The sequence below is a fragment of the Alteromonas sp. ABH4_453 genome (assembly GCF_056160665.1).
This window is the reverse complement of the sequence record NZ_JBSWXP010000005.1, coordinates 20,686-40,624: the sequence shown is the minus strand read 5'-3', so window position 1 is coordinate 40,624 and position 19,939 is coordinate 20,686. Positions and strand designations below refer to the sequence as shown.

Sequence of the window (19,939 nt, the reverse complement as noted above, 5' to 3'; positions counted from 1 at the left end):
AAGATAATAATTAAAAGTAGCACAAAAAAAAAGCGAGCTAAGCTCGCTTTAAAAAAATATCAGTTAAATAACCAAATAATGCTTTAAATTACATATTTGGGTAATTCGGTCCTCCAGCACCTTCTGGTACAACCCACTTAATATTCTGACTAGGGTCTTTAATGTCGCACGTTTTACAGTGAACACAGTTTTGCGCATTAATTTGGAAGCGTTTTTCACCTTCTTCTTCAATAACCTCATAAACGCCAGCAGGGCAATAACGTTGTGCAGGTTCTGCGAATTTGGGTAAATTAACCTGTAAAGGAATAGACGGGTCTTTTAATTTTAAATGACAAGGCTGATCTTCTTCGTGATTCGTGTTTGATAAAAATACTGAAGATAATTTGTCAAAGCTGAGCACACCGTCCGGCTTTGGATAAGAAATCTCTTTCGCGTCCTTTGCTTCTTTAAGCTGCGCGTAATCTTTGTGTTCGTCTTTCATAGTGAAGAACAAATTACCGTTAAAGAAATTTTGTTCTACCGTGTTAAACGCACCGCCCCAGAAATTACCTAGTTTATGAATTGCAGGGCCGAAGTTACGAGAGCGGAACAACTCGTCATATAACCATGAAGACTTAAATTTCTCAGTAAAACTCGTTAGCTCTTTTACTGGCGCTTCGGCATTTTCTGAAATCGCTTCAAAAATACTTTCAGCTGCTAACATACCTGACTTCATTGCTGTGTGGTTGCCTTTGATTTTGGCGAAATTAAGCGTGCCTGCTTCGCAGCCAACTAATAATCCACCAGGGAAAGTCATCTTAGGTAAAGAGTTAAACCCACCTTTGGCAATTGCACGTGCGCCATAAGATACACGTTTACCGCCTTCAAGGTATTGTTTAAAAACAGGGTGGTGTTTTAAGCGTTGAAATTCGTCAAACGGACTCAAATAAGGGTTGTCGTAGTTAAGGTCAACAATTAAGCCCACAAACACCTGATTATCTTCGGCGTGATATAAATAGCTACCGCCTGTGGCGTCATCAAGTGGCCAGCCTGCACTGTGGACTACTAGACCCGGCTGGTGCTTAGCTGGGTCTATATCCCAAATCTCTTTAAAGCCAATAGCGTAATGTTGCGGTGAGCTGTCTTCATCTAAATTGAAGTGAGAAATAAGTTCTTTACCTAAGTGACCGCGACAGCCTTCTGCAAACACAGTGTATTTAGCACGTAGTTCCATGCCCGGCATGTAACCATCTTTTGGTTCACCGTCTTCACCCACGCCCATGTCGCCGGTAAGCACGCCGCCAACACTACCGTCTTCGTTGTAAATAACTTCAGAAGCTGCAAAGCCGGGGAATACTTCAACGCCTAGTTGTTCGGCCTGTTCTGCTAGCCAACGACTAACATTACCCATAGATACGATATAGTTACCGTCATTGTGCATGGTTTTGGGCGTAATGGCGTTTGGTAACTTCTTCGCTGACGTTTCGTCATTAAGTAAATAAATGTGGTCTTCGGTTACTGGGGTGTTAAGTGGCGCACCTTTTTCTTTCCAATCGGGAAATAGTTCGTTGAGAGAACGAGGCTCAAACACCGCGCCTGAGAGAATATGTGCACCTACCTCGGAGCCCTTTTCGACCACACAAACCATAAGTTCTTGGTCTTTTTCATTCGCAAGCTGCATAAGCTTGCAAGCAGTTGATAATCCAGCTGGGCCGGCACCGACGATGACTACGTCAAACTCCATCGATTCTCGTTCCACGGGAGGCTCCTTATGTTTGTATTTTTATAGTGCACTATTGATGAAACAAATAATGCTTTGTGTCAAAAACATGTAAATTAATTGTCGTTTTGCAAGGTAATGCAGGTTGACGTTTACGTCAACAGTAAGTACATTGCAAAGCAGTTTACGTTAACGTTAACTGGCAGCGTATTATACCTGCTCGTAAACGTGGTGTTAACGTCGTTTTAAGGCTAGCCTTTAAAAAACGTACGTTCCACAGATTCTTTTTTAACGTATAAGCATTGTTAAAGTTTCAAAAAGCGTGGTGATGTAATACGTTTTTAATTATTAATAGTTAATTATTAGTGAAACGTAATTAGCACTGACGAACTCAACAATTGAGGTAAATATGAAAATACTCGTACCGGTCAAACGCGCGATCGACTACAACGTTAAGGTAAGAGTGAAGGCTGATGAATCAGGCGTAGATCTTACTAACGCGAAAATGGCGATTAATCCTTTTTGCGAAATTGCTGTTGAAGAAGCCGTTCGATTAAAAGAAAAAGGCGTGGCCACTGAAATCGTTGTTGTTTCAATTGGTGACAAGAGCTGCCAAGAACAAATACGCACAGCACTAGCCCTAGGCGCTGACCGTGGTATCCAAATTGATACAGACCAAAATCTTGATTCACTTCAAGTAGCGAAGCTTTTAGCGAAAGTGGTTGAAGAAGAGCAGCCTCAACTTGTTATTCTTGGTAAGCAGAGCATTGACTCTGACAACAACCAAACTGGTCAAATGCTTGCAGCGCTAACAGGTATGCCTCAAGGCACCTTCGCATCAGAAGTGGTTGTAGATGGCGAGAAGGTGAATGTAACACGTGAAATTGACGGTGGCCTCCAAACGGTTGCACTTTCGCTTCCAGCTGTTGTAACGACAGACCTTCGTTTGAATGAACCGCGTTATGCATCGCTTCCAAATATTATGAAAGCAAAGCGTAAGCCCCTAGATGTTAAGGCTGCGGCAGACTTTGGTGTTGCGCTTGAATCAAACGTTAAGGTATTGAAAGTTACGCCTCCGCCTCAGCGTGAGGGTGGCATTAAAGTAGCAGACGTTGCTGAGTTGGTAGACAAGTTAAAGAATGAAGCAAAGGTGATCTCATGAGCGTACTCGTATATGCAGAACACGACAATGCAAGCTTAAAAACTGAAACGCATAAGCTTGTTAACGCCGCACAAAAAATGGGTGGCGATATTCACGTATTAGTAGCGGGTGAAGGTTGCCAAGCGGTTGCTGAAGCAGCAGCGCAAATTGACGGCGTTGCAAAAGTAGTTGTTGCCGACAATGCGGCCTACAAGCACCAGCTTGCAGAGAATACAGCTGATCTAGTAGTAGAGCTTGCTGGCGACTACAGCCATGTTGTTGCCGCTGCAACAACTACAGGTAAAAACTTTATGCCTCGCGTGGCTGCATTGTTAGATGTTGCCCAAATATCTGACATTATTGGCGTAGAGAGCGAAGATACTTTTGTACGTCCTATTTATGCAGGTAACGCGATTGCTACCGTTCAATCATCTGACGCAAAAAAGGTGATTACGGTTCGTGCCGCATCATTCGATGCTGCTGCAACTGGTGGTAGTGCTGAAGTAACCGCAATTGATGTTGTTAAAGGTAGTGAGAAGTCTGACTTCGTTTCAGCAGAGCTTACCGAATCTGAGCGTCCTGAACTTACTGCTGCAGAAGTCGTTATTTCAGGTGGTCGCGGTATGCAGAACGGTGACAACTTCAAGCTCCTTGAAGGTATTGCAGACAAGCTTGGTGCAGCCATCGGTGCATCGCGCGCAGCGGTAGATGCTGGCTTTGTTCCAAACGATATGCAGGTGGGTCAAACAGGCAAAATTGTTGCGCCTCAACTTTATATCGCTGTTGGTATTTCAGGGGCTATTCAGCACCTTGCGGGTATGAAAGATTCTAAAGTTATTGTTGCTATCAACAAAGACGAAGAAGCGCCAATTTTCCAGGTTGCTGACTATGGCTTAGTAGGTGACTTGTTTGACGTGTTGCCAGAGCTAGAAGGCTCTCTTTAATCTGCGTTTATAAACGACAATAAAACGAAAGGCTGCATTTTTGCAGCCTTTTTTGTAGGGAATTGTTATTCTACGCCCAGAGGTATTACTGGCATGTTCTATTTTTGAAGCATTAAGTTAAACGCGCACAACGGAATTGTCTTCAATGCTAACAGGTGAGGGGATATAAGCGTCGGCTTCCCAATCGTTTTCCCACTTCTCTCCGTCTAGCAGATATCGGAACTGGTACTCCTGATCTTTCTCTAAATCTACCGTTAATGTGAAATCACCACTTTTCAATTTTTTCATTGTCAGTGGCTGTGTCTTCCAGTCAGTAAAATCTCCGCATAGCGATGCTTCTTTGGCGTCCTTCGCCGCTTCCGCATTAAGTCGAAATGTCACTTTGCACAGAGGTTTTGATTTAAGGTATTGTTTCTTAAGACTCATAATGTGTTTTCCCTTCAACGTAGCGAAATCATTTCCGAGGCTACAATCTGTTAAGACTGCGCTTAACTAGCAGCCGCCGGTTAACTCATAACCAATGAGTGGTTAAATAATCAACGAAAAACTGATAATTATCAATCTTACTTTGTATTCTTTTGATAATTTTTTATATTAGAGGTTCTGATTTTGCGTGCACATTAAAATCAATAATTAGACACAAAATTTAACAATCTTAATTGAGCATGCAGAACATAAAATCAGTACACTAGTGTTGAAACAATAATAATAGAATTTAGTGGGTTATCGGGTGATAAGTGAATAGGGTGGTAATCTATAGCCTAAATGTCACTAGCACAGGTGCCTTCTTTCTCAGGGATAGTAAATGAAAAACTCCATGTTAATGAAAAGTGGTATTCCATTATTCATAGTGCTGCTCGCGTTTATCGCCGCGACGGTTATGATCAAATCACGTAAGCCTCCAGAGCAAGTGCCCGTAGAAATTCCCGCTTTTCTCGTTGACGCAAAAGAAGTTTACTCAGAAGCAGTAAACTTTGTTGTCAAATCCCAGGGTAACGTAGTTCCGCAGAATAAAACGTCATTGAGTGCACAGGTCAGTGGTCAAGTTATAAGCTTGTCGAAAGTTTTTGTTGCTGGTGGAACTTTTAAAAAAGGCGATGTACTTGCCACGTTAGAACAAGATGATTATCGCACTGATCTTAAGCTAGCCGAAGCTGAATTGGCCCAAGCTAAAGCAGCCCTTCAAGAAGAAATAGCTCGCGGAAAAGTAGCCGAACAAGAATGGCGTTCAGTCAGAAACGTAGCGCCGCCTGAGTTAGGCTTAAGAAAGCCTCAATTGGCAAAAGAACAGGCAAACGTGAAAGCGGCAGAAGCTAAGTTGGAGCGCGCTAAGCGTAACTTGGCTAGAACCCAAATTACCGCTCCTTACAACGGTATTGTGGTGGAGCGTAATATAGATCTCGGACAGTTTGTCGCCATGGGCTCTGTACTTGGCACTATTTACTCTACTGATACCGCGGAAGTTAGGTTACCTATTACCGACAGCGACTTAATGTTTATTAATATTGCTGGGCAGTCTAGCGAAGGGGCCCCTGTTTCATTAACTGCGACTGTTGGTGGTGTTAAACGCGTTTGGGAAGGTCAACTGGTTCGTTCAGAAGGTATTTTGGATACAGGAAGCAGAGTGGTGTATGCCATTGTTGAGGTGCAAGACCCTTACAATTTGCAGACTTCACACCAGTCACCTTTGCGTTTTGGACAGTTCGTTGAAGCAGAAATTACCTCACGTCAAAACGAAGAACTTGTCGTGTTACCTCGCAGCATTTTGCGTTTAGACAATACCGTGCTTACTGTGAACGATAACCGCGAAATTGAAATTAAGCCTGTCGAAGTAGCCCGCACCACAGCGAAAGATGTCTTTATTCGCTCAGGAATTGCGGAAGGAAGTTTGGTGGTAACCAGTGCGGTTCCAAACCCATACGACGGCATGAAAGTGCGCTTGCCGGGTGACGAGCCCGTACTTGCTGATACTGCAGAAGCGGACTCTTCTGATAGTACTGATAGTGTGGAAAGCGAATCGTCGGAAGGTGACAACTAATGAGTCGCATCGATACCAACAAAGGTTTAATTGCTTGGTTTGCGCGTAATAATGTGGCGGCCAACCTGCTGATGATTTTGCTTATTGTGGGCGGCTTGTTCAGCGCTTTTAGTATTCAAAAACAAGTGTTTCCGAGCTTTGAAATTGACGTCATTAGTGTTCGTGTACCTTACTTGGGCGCAGCCCCTCAGGAAGTAGAAGAAGGGGTGCTGCTTAAAATTGAAGAGGCCATAAAAGATTTAGAAGGCATCAAACAGCTAAACTCAACTGCCGTAGAAGGTATGGGTACGGTAAGTATACAGGTAGAAGAAGACTATGATGTTCAGTCTCTACTTGATGAAGTAAAGGTTCAAGTTGATGCCATTCCAAGCTTTCCCGCGGATACTGAAAAGCCCGTTATCTATCGCCAAAAAATCCAACAGGACGTGATATGGCTATCAGTTTATGGGGATGCTTCTGAAAGAGAGTTGAAAGAGTTTGCTAAAGACTTAAGGGATGACATTGCTAACCTGCCAGGTATATCAAGTGTTCAGGTTGTAGGCTCAAGAGATTATGAAATTTCTGTAGAACTTTCTGAAGTTGACTTGCAAAAGTATAACCTTACGTTTGCTGATGTGGTCGCTCGTTTGAGTCAAACCAGTGTTGACTTACCTGGTGGTTCAATCCGAACGGAAAACGGCGACATACTTTTAAGAACAAAAGGGCAGGCCTATACCGGTTGGGACTTCTCTCAAATCGTACTAGTCACAAACGCTAACGGTACTCGCGTTACTTTGGGTGATGTTGCCTATATCAACGATGGCTTTATTGAAAACAATCAATATGCATTGTTTGATGATAAACCCGCGGTTAGCTTGCGTGTGCAGGCTGTGGGCGATCAAAACGCCTTAGAAATTTCTGAGCAGGTTAACAATTACGTTGATAGTCAAAAATCGGAGTTTCCCGCGCATATTACTGCGGATACGTGGGGCGATAGCTCGTTCTATCTGGCTGACCGACTTAACATGATGCTTGAAAACATGTTCTTCGGTGCACTACTTGTATTTTTAGTGCTCTCGTTATTTTTGAAAATTAAGCTCGCGTTTTGGGTTATCGTTGGCTTGCCAGTCTGCTTTCTTGGCACCCTGCTTGTCATGCCGTTAGATATGGTTGGCGTGTCGATTAACATGCTTAGTCTTTTTGCCTTTATTCTTGTATTGGGTATTGTGGTAGATGACGCAATTATCATGGGTGAATCGGCTTACTCTGAAATAGATAAAAAAGGGCACAGTGCTGATAACGTTATTGCGGGCGTTAAAAAAGTAGCTATGCCTGCAACTTTTGGTGTTTTAACCACTATTGCTGCGTTTTCACCCATGCTTATGGTATCCGGTCCGTTCGGCATTATTTGGAAAACCATCGGCATGGTGGTGATTGTTTGTCTTATCTTCTCGCTTATTGAATCGAAGTTAATCCTGCCGGCGCACTTAGTGCACATGAAACTCAAGCCTTATGATCCGGAAAAAGCTAACGCGTTCCAAAAGTTCCGCGACTTCTTCAGTGAAGGCATAAAGACATTTATTAATGATAAGTACGCGCCGTTTCTGGCAAAAGCAATACGCAATCGCTATACAACAGTGTCTGTCTTTTTGGCGATGCTTATTCTTACAGTGGGGCTGTTTGGTGGCGGCATCGTACGTTTTGTATTCTTCCCGAATATTCCTAGTGACTTTATGATGGCCAGCTTTGAGTTAGAGCCTGGCTCGTCACTCGAACAGCGAGATAAGGTACTAACTACACTTCGCGAAGCTATGCACCGTATGGATGACAAAGTTGCAGAAGAGACGGGCGAAAACGTCATTAAGCACGCAATAGCCTTTGACAATGGTAACTTAGGTGGTGAAATCTTTGCTGAGCTTACAAAAGGTGAAACCCGCACCCTTACTGACTTTGAAATTCAGGATATGTGGCGTCAAGAGGTCCCTGAAATTCCGGGAGTGAAGTCATTTAATATTAGCTCACCGGGTGGTCCTGGCGGCGGTGCTGACTTAAGCTTTGAATTCAGCTCTAGCGATATTAAGGCATTGCGAGCTATAAGTGACGATATAAAAGAGGCCTTAGATAAATACGAAGGCGTTACCGATATCAACGATACCTTCTCAGGCGGTAGCGAAGAAATTCAGTTAGCGCTGAAACCTCAGGCCGATGCGTTGGGCATTTCACTGCGCGATTTAGGTCAGCAAGTTCGCTTTGGTTTTTACGGTGCAGAAGTGCAGCGTATTCAGCGTGATGATGAAGAAATAAAAGTTATGGTGCGCTACCCGAAAGCGGAACGCAGTTCCATAGAGCACCTTGAAAATATGCGTATTCGTGCGCCAAACGGTCAAGAGATCCCGTTCGAGCAGGTGGCCACATTCACCGTGGGGCAAGGGTTCGATTCAATCATTCGTGTAGATGGTAAACGTTCAGTCACCGTAACGGGTGTAGTTGATAAAGCGTTACTTGACCCTTCAGAAGTGACTAATGATGTCATTGATAACTTAATGCCAGACCTACTAGCCCGCTATCCGAGTGTTGAATTTCAGCTACAAGGGAATTCAAAGGAGCAGGCTGATGCTATGGTTAGTCTGATGCAGGGGCTCTTGTTTGCGTTATTTGCTATTTATGCCTTACTTGCGATACCGCTTAAATCTTACAGCCAACCCTTCATTATCATGTCAGTAATTCCTTTTGGTATTGTGGGCGCAATAGTTGGTCATTTGGTATTGGGAATGGCGGTGAGCGTTTTGTCTGTCTGCGGCATCATAGCTTTGTCGGGTGTTGTGGTGAACGATAGCTTGATTATGGTGGACTTTGTGAATCGCGCGCGTAAAGAAGGCATGTCGCTTATGGATGCGGCTATTAGCGCTGGTACGCAGCGTTTTAGAGCAATCATCTTGACGTCATTAACAACCTTTATGGGCCTTATGCCGATAGTATTTGAACGCAGCCTGCAGGCTCAGGTTGTTATTCCAATGGCGGTTTCTCTGGCCTTCGGTATTTTATTTGCCACGGTAATCACCTTGCTGCTGGTTCCTGCGCTGTACTTAATTCTCAACGACCTTAAAAATGTGTTTAGAGGAAGAAGACACCAACAAGTTACGACAGAAAGCTAAATAGACAATGCCGGGTAAAACCGGCATTTTCTTTTAAGGAATGAAAAAATGAAAAAAAATTTGATTTATGCAGCTGTAGTAGCAGCGTCAGCATGCTTAACTTTTGCATGCACAAGTTCACATACCGCTGATACTAATTTGGTTGGAAGTGAAACCCAAAGCGTTACTATGCCTAAGGTATCCAGCTATCCAGCAACCAAAACCGTTGCGCAGCAAGATAACTATCACGGCACTATGGTAAGCGATCCATATCGTTGGTTAGAAAACGAAAAGAGCGAAGAAGTTAAAGCTTGGGTCGATTCGCAAAACACTTTGGCTCGTCCTTATCTGGCTGAACTACCTTCTAGAGAGCTTTATAAAGAGCGCTTAACCGCGCTGTGGGATTATGAAAAGTATTCGACACCTTATATGGTGAATGGCAAGCTGTTTTATTCTTATAACGACGGCCTGCAAAATCAGTATGTACTTTATATGGCCGACGGCGTGAACGGTGAACCTGAAGTACTTATCGATCCGAATACGTTGAGTGATGACGGCACCGTGTCAATGGCGTCGACTGAACTTAGCCCCAAAGCATCTTATCTTGCCTACATGCTGTCTGATGGCGGTACCGACTGGAAAACCATCCACGTTCGTAGCACCAGCAGTAAAACAGACTTAACTGATACCATTGAAGGCATTAAGTTTTCAAATATTGCATGGCTTCCTGATGAAAGTGGTTTCTTCTATTCTCGCTACCCAAAAAATGAGGTGGGTAAATACGATGATAGCCAAACTGTATCTATCTATTTTCACGCTATAGGTACAGAGCAAAGTGCAGATAAAAAGGTCTTTGCATTTGATAATAAACCCACTTGGAACCCATACCCATCGGTTGTGCAAGGCGGCAATACTTTGCTTATATCCGTTTTTGAGGGGTACCAAGCTAACGGTGTTTACGCTAAATCGCTTGAAAAAGAAAACAGTGAACGTGTTCCCGTTTTCGACAAATGGGATGGGCGTTACGACCTAATCGGCGAACGCAAAGATGCGCTATTTTTTAAGTCTACTGCAGGTGCGCCTACTGGTAAGGTTATCAAAGTCACTTTTGATGGTGGTGTTAAAGCAACGGAAACCGTAATTGAAAGTACATCTGATACCTTGTCCAGCGTTTCACTTCTAGGTGAAAAACTTTTCGCTCAGTATCTAAAAGATGTAAAAGGGCAGGTAAGTGTATTTGATTTAAACGGCAAAAAAATAGATGAAATTGCGTTTACTGACATTGGAAGTGTAAGCGGATTTTATGGAAGCAAAAATGCAGATATAACATTCTATAAACTTACCGGGTTTACTAACCCGGGCCAGGTGTATTCCTATAATGTTGAAACTGGTGAGTCATCGCTATTTAAAACCATCGATACAGGTATTAATTATGATGACTACGAAACCAAGCAGGTGTTTTATACCAGTAAAGATGGCACTAAAGTTCCCATGTTTATTGTGCACAAGAAAGGCTTGAAGCTAGACGGAAACAATAAAACCTTATTGTACGGTTACGGTGGTTTTAATATTTCACTGCTTCCACGGTATTCAGTGTCGCGCATGGTATGGGTTGAGCAGGGTAACGTGTTGGCCATCGCCAACTTACGAGGTGGTGGCGAATATGGCGAGCAATGGCACAAGGCTGGGACTAAGCTTAATAAGCAAAACGTATTTGATGATTTTATCGCAGCAGGCGAGTATTTAGTTAAAAGTGGCTATACCAACCCAGACAAAATGGGGAGCCAAGGTGGATCTAACGGCGGGTTACTTGTGGGCGCTACACTTACCCAGCGACCTGATCTCTTCTCGGCAGCACTACCCGCTGTGGGTGTATTAGATATGCTTCGCTATCACACACCTAGTGCAAATGCGCGAGCATGGTCTTCTGATTACGGATTAAGTGAAAACAAAGACGAATTTGAAGCGCTTTATGCTTATTCGCCACTTCACAACACTAAGCCCGGCACGTGTTATCCGGCAACATTGGTAACAACAGGCGATCACGATGACCGCGTTGTACCATGGCATAGCTACAAGTTTACTGCGCAATTACAGGCCGCTCAAGGGTGTGATAACCCAGTACTACTTCGTGTAGAAACTCGCGCGGGTCACGGCGCAGGCACGCCTACGTGGATGAGAATTGAGGGGTATGCAGACCAGTGGGCGTTTTTAGAATCCGCTCTTAATTAACTTCTCACAATTTTCAAAGAAAACAAGCCGCTGTAAAAAGCGGCTTTTTTGTTTGCATTTTAAACAAATGACCATATACTGTATAAATATCAGTATGGTTTATTTTGGGTCTTATTTGGTTGGGCGACTTTGCACAACCTTTAGGAGAAAATTATGCAAACAGGCATTAAAGCGGTTGATCAACTTATTTCAAAACACGGCATTATGGCTGATTTAGGTGCAGACACGTTTCAACGCCGTACTCGCCTAACCGGTGGCGATGAGCGCGCAAACGCACTGCCATTTTGTATGTATCAAAAAGTGGCACATGCCCCATTATCAAAGCAGTTTACCGTGCACCATTTTTATATGCCGAGTAACAAAGGGAAGTTAGCAAGCTTTCTGTTTGATGAAAAAGGGCAATTGATAGAGCAAGTATACTATCAAAAAGTCGCGCGCTGGGTGCAGGTGTGTAGAAAGCTACAGCAGTTAGTGCAAATGCCTACGTCTGATGTTCATATGGCGGCGTAAAAGACATAAAAAAGCGGTGCCGTTTTTCAACGCCACCGCTTTTGATAATCCAAATAGCTACAATAAATGAAAGTAGCTACCTATCTTTGCTTAATAGTAAGTGTACTTGAACTCAACACCCCAAACGCGCGGCTCATTTACGATACCTGTAAGGTTGTTGAAGTCGATTGCACCTTTAACATTGTCTTCGTCAGTAATGTTACGACCAAATAGCGCTACAGTGTAATTGTGCGCGAAGTTTTCGTAACCAATACGTAGACCGCCTTCAAAGTTGTCGTCAGTAGTGAACTCAACCGCTTCGTATAGGAAGATGTTTGTTTCACCTTGGAACGCCCAATCAGTAAATACGAAGAACTCGCCATCATCACCCATAGGGATGGTGTAACGTGCAGTGAAGTTAAAGATAGACTCTGGCGCCTGAGGGAATGGGTTTCCGTCGATAGAGGCAACAAAACCGTCTGGACGAGGGTCTGTTACTGTACAGTTACCGGTAAATCCATCAGCAGCACTTGTTCCACACGGTGAAACAGTCAGTGAGTCATCTTTAATTTCAGTGTGGTTGTAGCTGTAGCCTGCTGTAAACGTAAGCTCATCAGTCGCTAGCCACTGTGCGTCTACTTCAAAACCGTACGCTTCGCCTTTGTCAGCATTTACAAGGGCAGTAAAGTTGTTGCCACCACCGATTGCTGAGAACTGCATGTCATCTACTGTGTAGTAGAATGCTGCAGCGTTTAGACGTAGTGAGTCATCGAACAAGTCCGACTTAATACCAAGTTCAAATGAATTGATCGTTTCTGCATCTGCAACTGAAGGCGCGCCTTCGAATGCAACGTCGCGGCCTTGAATTGTTTGAGCACGGAAGCCATTAGCGTAGCGAGCAAAAACAGACATATCATCAGTAACGCGATAGTTTGCGCTTAATTCAAAGCTCGCTTGACCGTCATCTACGTCAATGTCTTCATAGTCTTGAACTTGAGCTGCGCCAATTACTAGAGCAAAACCGTCAACGTTTTGGTCGCCGACTACTAAATTTTTAGAGTCGTGGGTGTAACGAATACCGCCCGTAACGTTTAGTTTTTCGTTAACTTGATAAGACGTCTGACCGAATACTGCCCACGTTTGGTTTTCGTGGAATACGGTTGTTGCACCAAAGAATCCGTCGATGCTGGTAACGTTAAACGATGCGTCATAGTAGAACGCACCTAGCTGCCAGTTCAAAGCATCGCGCGTGTTGCTTGAAAATCTAAATTCTTGGGTGTATTGCTCTAGGTCGTCAAGGTTATCTTGCGTTACCGCAGAGAAAGGAATAAACCCAGGGCCTGAAGTGCCGTCAGCACGATTAAAGCCACCATCAACGTCACCTAGGCTAGAGCCTTCAGCTGTTTCAATGGCTGAGATCGACGTGAATGTAACTTCATCCATGTCGTACTCTAATTTAAGCGAAGCACCAAAACCGTCGTATTCCTGTGGGTTGTTATCAATGCCGTCGCCTTGAAGGTCGCCGTCGTAGAAAACAGTTTCACGATCGTAGTTTTCGTTAAGTTCGTTGCTGCCTTTAGTAAACACGTTAGCGCGGAAAATAGACGCTGTGCCTTCAAGCTCACGGCCGTGTACGTTTAACAAAGCAGAAAAGTCGGCAGACGGCTCCCAAAGAAGCTGTAGACGGTAGGCTTTTTCGTCGTAGCCACCGATTGCATCGTTTTCGCCGGTGAAAGCATTATCGATGTAATCGTCGCGTTCTTGCGAAAGTAGCGATAAACGTGCAGAAAGCTCGTCGGTAAGACCGCCGCTAATCGCGCCTTCAAAATTCATAGTTCCGTATGAACCGAAACCTGCTTTCGCATAACCTTCAACATCTTGTGTAGGCTTAACGGTGTCAAATTTGATTATGCCGGCTGTAGTGTTACGACCGAATAATGTACCTTGCGGACCGCGCAGTACTTCAACTTGTTGAACGTCGAAAAGCGGGAAGCTTTTAAGCACAACGTTTTCCATTACCACTTCATCCATGATAATTGAAACTGGTTGTGAAGCAGCAAGGTCGAAGTCGGTGTTACCTAGGCCACGAATATAAAAACGCGGCGCAACACGCCCGTTAGATGACTCGGCGTAAAGACCAGGCACGCGAACTGCTAGAGCAAGGATATCTTCACCGCCAGAGAATAGGCTTTCGAATTTTTCACCGCTCAATGTCGCAACAGAAATAGGTACTTCTTGTATAGACTGAGTACGCTTTTGCGCAGTGACGGTAATTTGTTCAAGTGAGGCTTCTTTTTTTTCTGTCGTTGCGGCCTCTTGTGCAAGAACTGAAGAGCTGAACGCAGCACTAACGGCAAGCGCTAGCGTGGCGATTTTGTGTGTTCTCATGTTTCCACCAAGATGATTTTAAATTTATACTTTTGTAGTGTTTTTAGCACAAAAATTAATAATCTATGCTTGGCGTTGCATTTTACACAAAGTTTTAAATAAAAACTTCAAATTTGTGCAAAAAAGGCATGAATTCGTCGAAAATGCACTACATCAGGTAATACTAATGTGGCTTAAAAGGCATGGTGCACGGTCTTAGAGCATTAATTAGGAACAATGATTCTTTTTTGGTGCTTGCCTGTGATCGGATTCAAGCGACCTTATCCGCGTTTAAACTTTGTTCGATATTGAGAAGGAGATAGACCCGTATACTTTTTGAATAGTCGGGTGAAAGAACTCAGATCTTCATAGCCTACCGCGTTGATCAATAGCTCAAGCGGCATGCTGGATGTCTCGAGTAGTTTTCTTGCGTGTTCAATTCGCAGCGATTGTAAATACTGGCCAGGCGTGGTGTCACAAGCGTTTTTGAAACGTCGTATCAATGTACGTTCTGTCATATTGTGCCGCACTGCTAAATCATGAAGCGAACATTTGCTTTGTAAGTTTCGTTCCAGAAAAGATTGGACCGCTTTAATAACTTTGTCGTTGTGAAATCGTCGTTGACGACTACTTGCATATACCGTTTGGCTGGTTCTGGACACATCCAACACATGAGACTTTGCAGTATCGCTGGCAATTTGGTGACCACAGTAACGCTCTATTAAAAGGATCGACAGGTCAATCCATGCCATACCGCCTCCCGCGCAATAGACGGTGTCGTCCTCTGTCACCATTTTCTCTGGCTGCAGGTTTACACTTGGAAACATGGTTTCGAATTTATCTGCGTAACCCCAGTGAGTCGTTGCGGTTTTATTGTTGAGTAAACCTGTCTGCGCTAATAAAAAATTTCCCGTGCAATTAGCTGCTATATCCGCCCCCATTTTTTGAAGGCGCTTTATATGAACCAGTAGCGGCCGTGTATCATTCAGTACCTCATCAATATCACCACCGATAGTTGGAATAAGCAAAACATCGGTGTGAGATACATCTTCAATAGCAATATTCGGCTGCAGCACAACTTGATTAGAGCAGAGAATAGACTGTCCGTGATGACTCGCCAGCTGAACTTTAAATTGAGGTGCAGTAGGCAGATTGTGAATTCGCTGCCAACTAATACCAGCAAATGCAAACACATCAAGTGCGCCTGTAATGGCAGATGCCAAGGCTTGGTCAAAACCGAGAACGGTAACAGTGAATTTAGCGCTATTCATAAAAATAATTAAATTTATAAAAGAACATAAAGTTTAGTGATTGTTGGCAGTATTGGCCATTATTGTGTCATAAATGACAATAATGGCACGATAACGAATATGACACAATGCGTTAACAATTATTCGTAGGGGACAGAACACCATGGCCGACCAACTTATACCACGCCGTGAAATGCAATTTCAGCTGTACGAAGTATTAAATACTGCTGCACTGTGCGAAAAAGCACGCTTTGAAGAGCACAACGTTGAGACCTTCAATGCCGTTATTGACATGGCTGAAAAAATGGCAGAAGAGCTGTTTCTTCCCCATAACGCAGTAGCTGACAAAAATGAGCCTACGTTTGATGGCACCAAAGTATCTATGATCGACGAAGTAAAAGTCGCTTTCGATACCTACAGAGAGTCGGGCTTTATTGCGGGTCATTTCGACTTTGAAGATGGTGGCATGCAGCTTCCCGTCACCGTGATGAACGCATGTGCGGGCTATTTCTTAGCGGCAAATCCGTCGTCTACTGCATATCCTTTTTTAACTGCGGCTGCCGCCAACGTAATTAAACACTTTGCCTCAGACGATATCAAAAGCGCGTTTCTACCTAAAATGCTAGCGGGTGATTTTACCGGAACGATGGCGCTTACTGAGCCTCATGCGGGTTCGTCCCTTGCTGACATTCGCACCTCTGCGAAGCTGCAAGACGATGGTACGTACCGCATTAAAGGTAGCAAAATTTATATCTCAGGCGGTGAACATGAGCTTTCCGATAATATAGTTCATTTGGTACTAGCAAAAATTCCTGGCGGTCCTGCAGGTGTTAAAGGCATTTCACTATTTGCCGTACCTAAGTACCGACTAGATGCAGACGGCAACCCAGATGTACGCAATGATGTAACTCTTGCCGGCCTTATTCATAAAATGGGTTATCGAGGCACCACTTCAACTGCATTGACCTTTGGTGAAAATGGCGATTGCCACGGCTACCTAATCGGTGAAGCCCATCAAGGTTTGCGCTATATGTTCATGATGATGAACGAAGCGCGCATTGGTGTGGGCTACGGTGCGGCTATGATTGGGTATCGCGGTTATCGCTATTCACTAGAATATGCTAAAGACCGCACACAAGGGCGCGCAGCGCCAAATTTAGCACCTGAAGACGAACCAACGCCTATTATTAATCACGGTGATGTTCGCCGCATGCTGCTAGCGCAGAAAGCGTATTGTGAAGGCGGTATGTCCCTTTGCTTATACGGCAGCATGTTGATTGATGAAATGGAAACCGAAGCAGACAGTGAAAAGCGTACTGAGCTTTCTCAGCTTCTTGACCTTTTAACCCCTGTATTTAAGGCGTGGCCGTCAGAGTTTGGCCCGAAAGCCAACGACTTAGCTATTCAAATTTTAGGTGGCGCTGGCTACACCCGCGAATACCCGGTTGAGCAATGTTGGCGCGATAACCGCCTAAACCCAATTCACGAAGGTACCAACGGTATTCAGGCGTTAGACCTTCTTGGAAGAAAATTGTGGCAGCACGACGGTAAAGGTTTGCAAGTGCTACTTTCTCGTGTCACGCGCGATATGAAGCGCGCAGAAACACCAAGAGCACAGGCACTGGCTGCAAAACTTAAGCCTTATTTAGACCAGCTTGGTGCACTTATACAACAAGCGGCTGCAGATTTGCGTTCTGACAAACAGTCTGTGTTGTTAACCAACGCTAGCTGCTTCTTAAATATCTTTTCAAGCTGTGTAGTGAGCTGGATTTGGCTGCGCCAAGCTAACGTTGCCGAGCAAGCGTTAAGTAAGGGGGCCGGCGAACAGGATGTTGACTTCTACGAAGGAAAGCTTGCTGCAGCAGAGTATTTCTTAAATTGGGAACTACCGCTCGTAAGCCGCGATATAGAAGTACTGACGTCACGAGAAGCATCTTGCAACAACGTTAAGGCAAGCTATTTCTAAATTTATATCATTACTATGTGCGCTTAATACATTGCAGAAGAAGATACAGCGCACATAAATTAAACTGGAGTACAGCTAATGAATGTAGCTGCAAATGTTGAAGGTAAACATATTCTTATTACCGGTGGTGGCTCGGGGATCGGTGCCGCATCAGCTCGCGTTTTAAGTGCTCGTGGTGCAATAGTGGGTATTGCCGATCTCAATGAAGAGAACGCCAAAACACTGGCTGAAGAAATTATTGCATCAGGTGGTAAAGCGTATGCAGTGACGGTTGATGTTACTGAACCTGCACAGGTCAAGGCGATGTTCGAAACAGCCCTTTCTCATCTTGAAAAAATAGATGTGATCATTAACAACGCGGGTATCGATCATTTTCCTGCGCCACTTACCGAAGTCGACGACGCGATGTTTATGAAAAACATTCAGGTTAACTTGGCAGGCGTTTGGTATTGCATGAAAAACGCGCTGAAGCATATGACCACTACAGGTGGCGGTCATATAATCAATATCGCTTCTGTAGCAGGGCTACGCTCAGCGCCAATGATAAGTGCTTATAGTGCGTCTAAACACGGAGTAATAGGGCTGACTAAATCGGCGGCGGTGGAATACGCGCGAGCGAACATTCGTATCAATGCGGTATGTCCGAGTTTTGTTGATACGCCTATGGTTCAAGGCGTGTTATCTAAACTAGATGAACGCGGTCAGAAAGGTTTAATTGCAGCCAACCCAATGAAACGCTTGGGTAAGCCTGAAGAAATTGCAAATGCTATAGCATGGTTATGTAGTGATGAATCGTCATTTATGACGGGGCAGTCTGTGGTACTTGACGGTGGTATGCTGGCATAAGCGCCAAGTGTGATGAAGATAAATCGATAAGCTTTTAAATAATCGTATTTTTAAAGCCTATAAGAAACTTATTACAAGACAAATGCAGCTATCGTAGATAGGACACTGAGATACGTAGCTTGCGTATAAACAGCAAGAGAAGGAATGTTTAATGAACAACCTATTTGATTTAACAGGAAAAGTAGCACTGGTTACAGGTGCTAGCCGCGGTATCGGCGAATCTATTGCCCGTCTGCTTGCCCAGTACGGCGCCCACGTTATTGTATCGAGCCGCAAAATTGATGGCTGTGAAGCGGTTGCCTCTTCAATTCGCGACGCGGGCGGTAAAGCAACGGCGTTGGCCTGTCACGTAGGCGAAATGGAGCAAATTACCGAAACCTTCAATGTCATCAAACGTGATTTCGGTAAGCTGGATATTCTTGTAAACAACGCGGCAGCGAACCCTTATTTTGGTCATATTTTGGATACTGACCTAGGCGCTTATAACAAAACTGTAGACGTGAACATTCGTGGTTACTTCTTCATGTCAATTGAAGCAGGCAAAATGATGAAAGAGCAGGGCGGTGGCGTCATACTCAACACCGCTTCCGTTAACGGAGTAACACCGGGCGACATGCAGGGTATCTACTCTATTACTAAAGCGGCAGTTATTAGCATGACTAAGTCGTTCGCAAAAGAGTGCGGTAGCTTAAACATTCGCGTAAACGCATTGTTGCCAGGTTTGACTGACACTAAATTTGCCTCTGCGTTAACGACTAACGAGCAAATTTTGAAACACGCACTGAAAGTGATTCCGCTGGGCCGCGTAGCAGATCCAGATGAAATGGCAGGGACAGTATTGTATTTAGTGTCAGATGCATCTAGCTACACCACAGGCACGACAGTAGTAGTAGATGGTGGTATGCTAGCGTAATTAGTTTCAATTACGAGATACGACCATGCATATATGGGTTGACGCCGATGCGTGCCCTGCAGTGATCAAAGACATTCTTTTTAAGGCAGCCAGACGTACTAAGCTGCCTTTGTCTTTGGTGGCTAATCATTCTATGTCTGTTCCACCAGACAAACACATAACCTTAACGCAAGTGCCTTCTGGCTTTGATGCTGCTGACGATTACATTGTAGAGAAGTGTGAAGCGGGTGACTTGGTGATAACTAACGACATTCCACTTGCTGCGGATGTGCTGGCAAAAAACGCGCTTGCGTTAAATAACCGTGGTGAAGAATACGACAAGTCGTCTATCAAGCAGATACTGGGTATGCGAGACTTCATGGATACCATGCGCTCAAGCGGTGAACACACTGGCGGACCCAAAGCCTTTTCACAGCGCGACAAACAAAACTTTGCTAACGCACTAGACCGCCTTCTAACCCAAGGCCTCCGCAACCTCAAATAAAATTTGGGGTCAGAGTACATTTCTAACGCATGTAACACCCAAAATATGGGGGCAGCGTACTTTGTATACTGAAAAAAGTATTCTGACCCCATTATCTTTAGCAGTCGCCACCGCCGCCGGCATCACTGCCGCAAGACGAGCTAGAGCTGCTGCTTGGCGTGTAAATGGCTGCGCTACTGTCTCCGTGCGAACCGGACTTGCTGCTGCCAGTCTTTGTGGCAAACGATACTAAAAATATCAATGTACACAGAGCAATAATAGCGATAGATGCTTTCCAGTCACCTGTTGTAGTGCCCGCGTAGCATGCGTACGCAGCCACGGCTAAACTCACAAGCCTTACTAGTAACCTCATAACGTCCTCCTTGTCACTGAAACGTATCAGGGTCAAAGTAAAGACTCTGACCCCATTTTGCCACTTTAAGATGGGGGCAGAAATGTACTCTGACCCCATTATTTG

The 19,939-nt window shown here is 44.4% G+C and carries 15 protein-coding genes; 10 read left to right on the top strand and 5 right to left on the bottom strand.

What is annotated here, in order from left to right; all coding sequences use genetic code 11:
* Window positions 1–88: 88 nt before the first annotated feature.
* Window positions 89–1,738, bottom strand: coding sequence for an electron transfer flavoprotein-ubiquinone oxidoreductase (locus ACXAGV_RS10955; RefSeq protein WP_474873287.1), 1,650 nt, complete (start codon window positions 1,736–1,738; stop codon window positions 89–91).
* Between the two features lie 370 nt (window positions 1,739–2,108).
* Here ACXAGV_RS10955 and ACXAGV_RS10950 point away from each other — a divergent pair, with 370 nt between their 5' ends.
* Both ACXAGV_RS10950 and ACXAGV_RS10945 read left to right on the top strand, forming a co-directional pair.
* On the top strand, window positions 2,109–2,861 hold the full coding sequence (locus ACXAGV_RS10950) for an electron transfer flavoprotein subunit beta/FixA family protein (protein ID WP_039216447.1): 753 nt from the start codon (window positions 2,109–2,111) through the stop codon (window positions 2,859–2,861).
* Window positions 2,858–3,784: an electron transfer flavoprotein subunit alpha/FixB family protein gene (locus tag ACXAGV_RS10945; protein ID WP_474873286.1), complete on the top strand. Its 927-nt coding sequence runs from the start codon at window positions 2,858–2,860 to the stop codon at window positions 3,782–3,784. The genes ACXAGV_RS10950 and ACXAGV_RS10945 overlap by 4 nt, the downstream gene beginning before the upstream one ends.
* A 117-nt stretch (window positions 3,785–3,901) precedes the next feature.
* On the opposite strand, the gene ACXAGV_RS10940 is transcribed toward ACXAGV_RS10945, so the two are convergent.
* The gene (locus ACXAGV_RS10940) at window positions 3,902–4,210 is read right to left on the bottom strand and encodes an isoamylase early set domain-containing protein (protein WP_474873285.1); all 309 of its coding nucleotides are present in this window, start codon (window positions 4,208–4,210) and stop codon (window positions 3,902–3,904) included.
* Between the two features lie 379 nt (window positions 4,211–4,589).
* Here ACXAGV_RS10940 and ACXAGV_RS10935 point away from each other — a divergent pair, with 379 nt between their 5' ends.
* The 4 genes from ACXAGV_RS10935 (at window position 4,590) to ACXAGV_RS10920 (ending at window position 11,677) form a co-directional block, all read left to right on the top strand.
* Window positions 4,590–5,822 (top strand): efflux RND transporter periplasmic adaptor subunit, encoded by a 1,233-nt coding sequence (locus ACXAGV_RS10935; protein WP_474873284.1) that lies wholly within the window; start codon window positions 4,590–4,592, stop codon window positions 5,820–5,822.
* The gene (locus ACXAGV_RS10930) at window positions 5,822–8,956 is read left to right on the top strand and encodes an efflux RND transporter permease subunit (protein ID WP_474873283.1); all 3,135 of its coding nucleotides are present in this window, start codon (window positions 5,822–5,824) and stop codon (window positions 8,954–8,956) included. The genes ACXAGV_RS10935 and ACXAGV_RS10930 overlap by 1 nt, the downstream gene beginning before the upstream one ends.
* Before the next feature lie 48 nt (window positions 8,957–9,004).
* Entirely contained in the window at window positions 9,005–11,167 is a 2,163-nt protein-coding gene (locus tag ACXAGV_RS10925) for a prolyl oligopeptidase family serine peptidase (RefSeq protein WP_474873282.1), read from the top strand.
* Between the two features lie 153 nt (window positions 11,168–11,320).
* Window positions 11,321–11,677 (top strand): hypothetical protein, encoded by a 357-nt coding sequence (locus ACXAGV_RS10920; RefSeq protein ID WP_474832725.1) that lies wholly within the window; start codon window positions 11,321–11,323, stop codon window positions 11,675–11,677.
* A gap of 90 nt (window positions 11,678–11,767) precedes the next feature.
* Here ACXAGV_RS10920 and ACXAGV_RS10915 read toward each other — a convergent pair whose 3' ends face one another.
* Both ACXAGV_RS10915 and ACXAGV_RS10910 read right to left on the bottom strand, forming a co-directional pair.
* Window positions 11,768–14,044, bottom strand: a complete 2,277-nt coding sequence (locus ACXAGV_RS10915; protein WP_474873281.1) for a TonB-dependent receptor — start codon at window positions 14,042–14,044, stop codon at window positions 11,768–11,770.
* A 260-nt stretch (window positions 14,045–14,304) separates the two neighbouring features.
* Window positions 14,305–15,294, bottom strand: a complete 990-nt coding sequence (locus tag ACXAGV_RS10910; protein WP_474873280.1) for a GlxA family transcriptional regulator — start codon at window positions 15,292–15,294, stop codon at window positions 14,305–14,307.
* 142 nt (window positions 15,295–15,436) lie between these two features.
* Between ACXAGV_RS10910 and ACXAGV_RS10905 the strand changes: the two genes are divergently transcribed.
* The 4 genes from ACXAGV_RS10905 (at window position 15,437) to ACXAGV_RS10890 (ending at window position 19,482) form a co-directional block, all read left to right on the top strand.
* Complete coding sequence (locus tag ACXAGV_RS10905; RefSeq protein ID WP_474873279.1) at window positions 15,437–17,239, top strand: acyl-CoA dehydrogenase; 1,803 nt, start codon at window positions 15,437–15,439, stop codon at window positions 17,237–17,239.
* Window positions 17,240–17,317: 78 nt separating this feature from the next.
* Window positions 17,318–18,085: an SDR family NAD(P)-dependent oxidoreductase gene (locus ACXAGV_RS10900; protein WP_474873278.1), complete on the top strand. Its 768-nt coding sequence runs from the start codon at window positions 17,318–17,320 to the stop codon at window positions 18,083–18,085.
* 151 nt (window positions 18,086–18,236) lie between these two features.
* Complete coding sequence (locus tag ACXAGV_RS10895) at window positions 18,237–18,998, top strand: SDR family oxidoreductase (protein ID WP_474826012.1); 762 nt, start codon at window positions 18,237–18,239, stop codon at window positions 18,996–18,998.
* Window positions 18,999–19,023: 25 nt separating this feature from the next.
* Window positions 19,024–19,482, top strand: a complete 459-nt coding sequence (locus ACXAGV_RS10890) for a YaiI/YqxD family protein (RefSeq protein WP_120959091.1) — start codon at window positions 19,024–19,026, stop codon at window positions 19,480–19,482.
* Between the two features lie 97 nt (window positions 19,483–19,579).
* Here ACXAGV_RS10890 and ACXAGV_RS10885 read toward each other — a convergent pair whose 3' ends face one another.
* Complete coding sequence (locus ACXAGV_RS10885) at window positions 19,580–19,834, bottom strand: hypothetical protein (protein WP_474873277.1); 255 nt, start codon at window positions 19,832–19,834, stop codon at window positions 19,580–19,582.
* Between the last annotated feature and the right edge of the window lie 105 nt (window positions 19,835–19,939).

Coding starts and splice junctions, on each gene's coding strand:
- ACXAGV_RS10950 (WP_039216447.1), top strand. CDS start 2,109: ATGAAAATACTCGTACCGGTCAAACGCGCGATCGACTACAACGTTAAG.
- ACXAGV_RS10945 (WP_474873286.1), top strand. CDS start 2,858: ATGAGCGTACTCGTATATGCAGAACACGACAATGCAAGCTTAAAAACT.
- ACXAGV_RS10940 (WP_474873285.1), bottom strand. CDS start 4,210: ATGAGTCTTAAGAAACAATACCTTAAATCAAAACCTCTGTGCAAAGTG.
- ACXAGV_RS10935 (WP_474873284.1), top strand. CDS start 4,590: ATGAAAAACTCCATGTTAATGAAAAGTGGTATTCCATTATTCATAGTG.
- ACXAGV_RS10930 (WP_474873283.1), top strand. CDS start 5,822: ATGAGTCGCATCGATACCAACAAAGGTTTAATTGCTTGGTTTGCGCGT.
- ACXAGV_RS10925 (WP_474873282.1), top strand. CDS start 9,005: ATGAAAAAAAATTTGATTTATGCAGCTGTAGTAGCAGCGTCAGCATGC.
- ACXAGV_RS10920 (WP_474832725.1), top strand. CDS start 11,321: ATGCAAACAGGCATTAAAGCGGTTGATCAACTTATTTCAAAACACGGC.
- ACXAGV_RS10915 (WP_474873281.1), bottom strand. CDS start 14,044: ATGAGAACACACAAAATCGCCACGCTAGCGCTTGCCGTTAGTGCTGCG.
- ACXAGV_RS10910 (WP_474873280.1), bottom strand. CDS start 15,294: ATGAATAGCGCTAAATTCACTGTTACCGTTCTCGGTTTTGACCAAGCC.
- ACXAGV_RS10905 (WP_474873279.1), top strand. CDS start 15,437: ATGGCCGACCAACTTATACCACGCCGTGAAATGCAATTTCAGCTGTAC.
- ACXAGV_RS10900 (WP_474873278.1), top strand. CDS start 17,318: ATGAATGTAGCTGCAAATGTTGAAGGTAAACATATTCTTATTACCGGT.
- ACXAGV_RS10895 (WP_474826012.1), top strand. CDS start 18,237: ATGAACAACCTATTTGATTTAACAGGAAAAGTAGCACTGGTTACAGGT.
- ACXAGV_RS10890 (WP_120959091.1), top strand. CDS start 19,024: ATGCATATATGGGTTGACGCCGATGCGTGCCCTGCAGTGATCAAAGAC.
- ACXAGV_RS10885 (WP_474873277.1), bottom strand. CDS start 19,834: ATGAGGTTACTAGTAAGGCTTGTGAGTTTAGCCGTGGCTGCGTACGCA.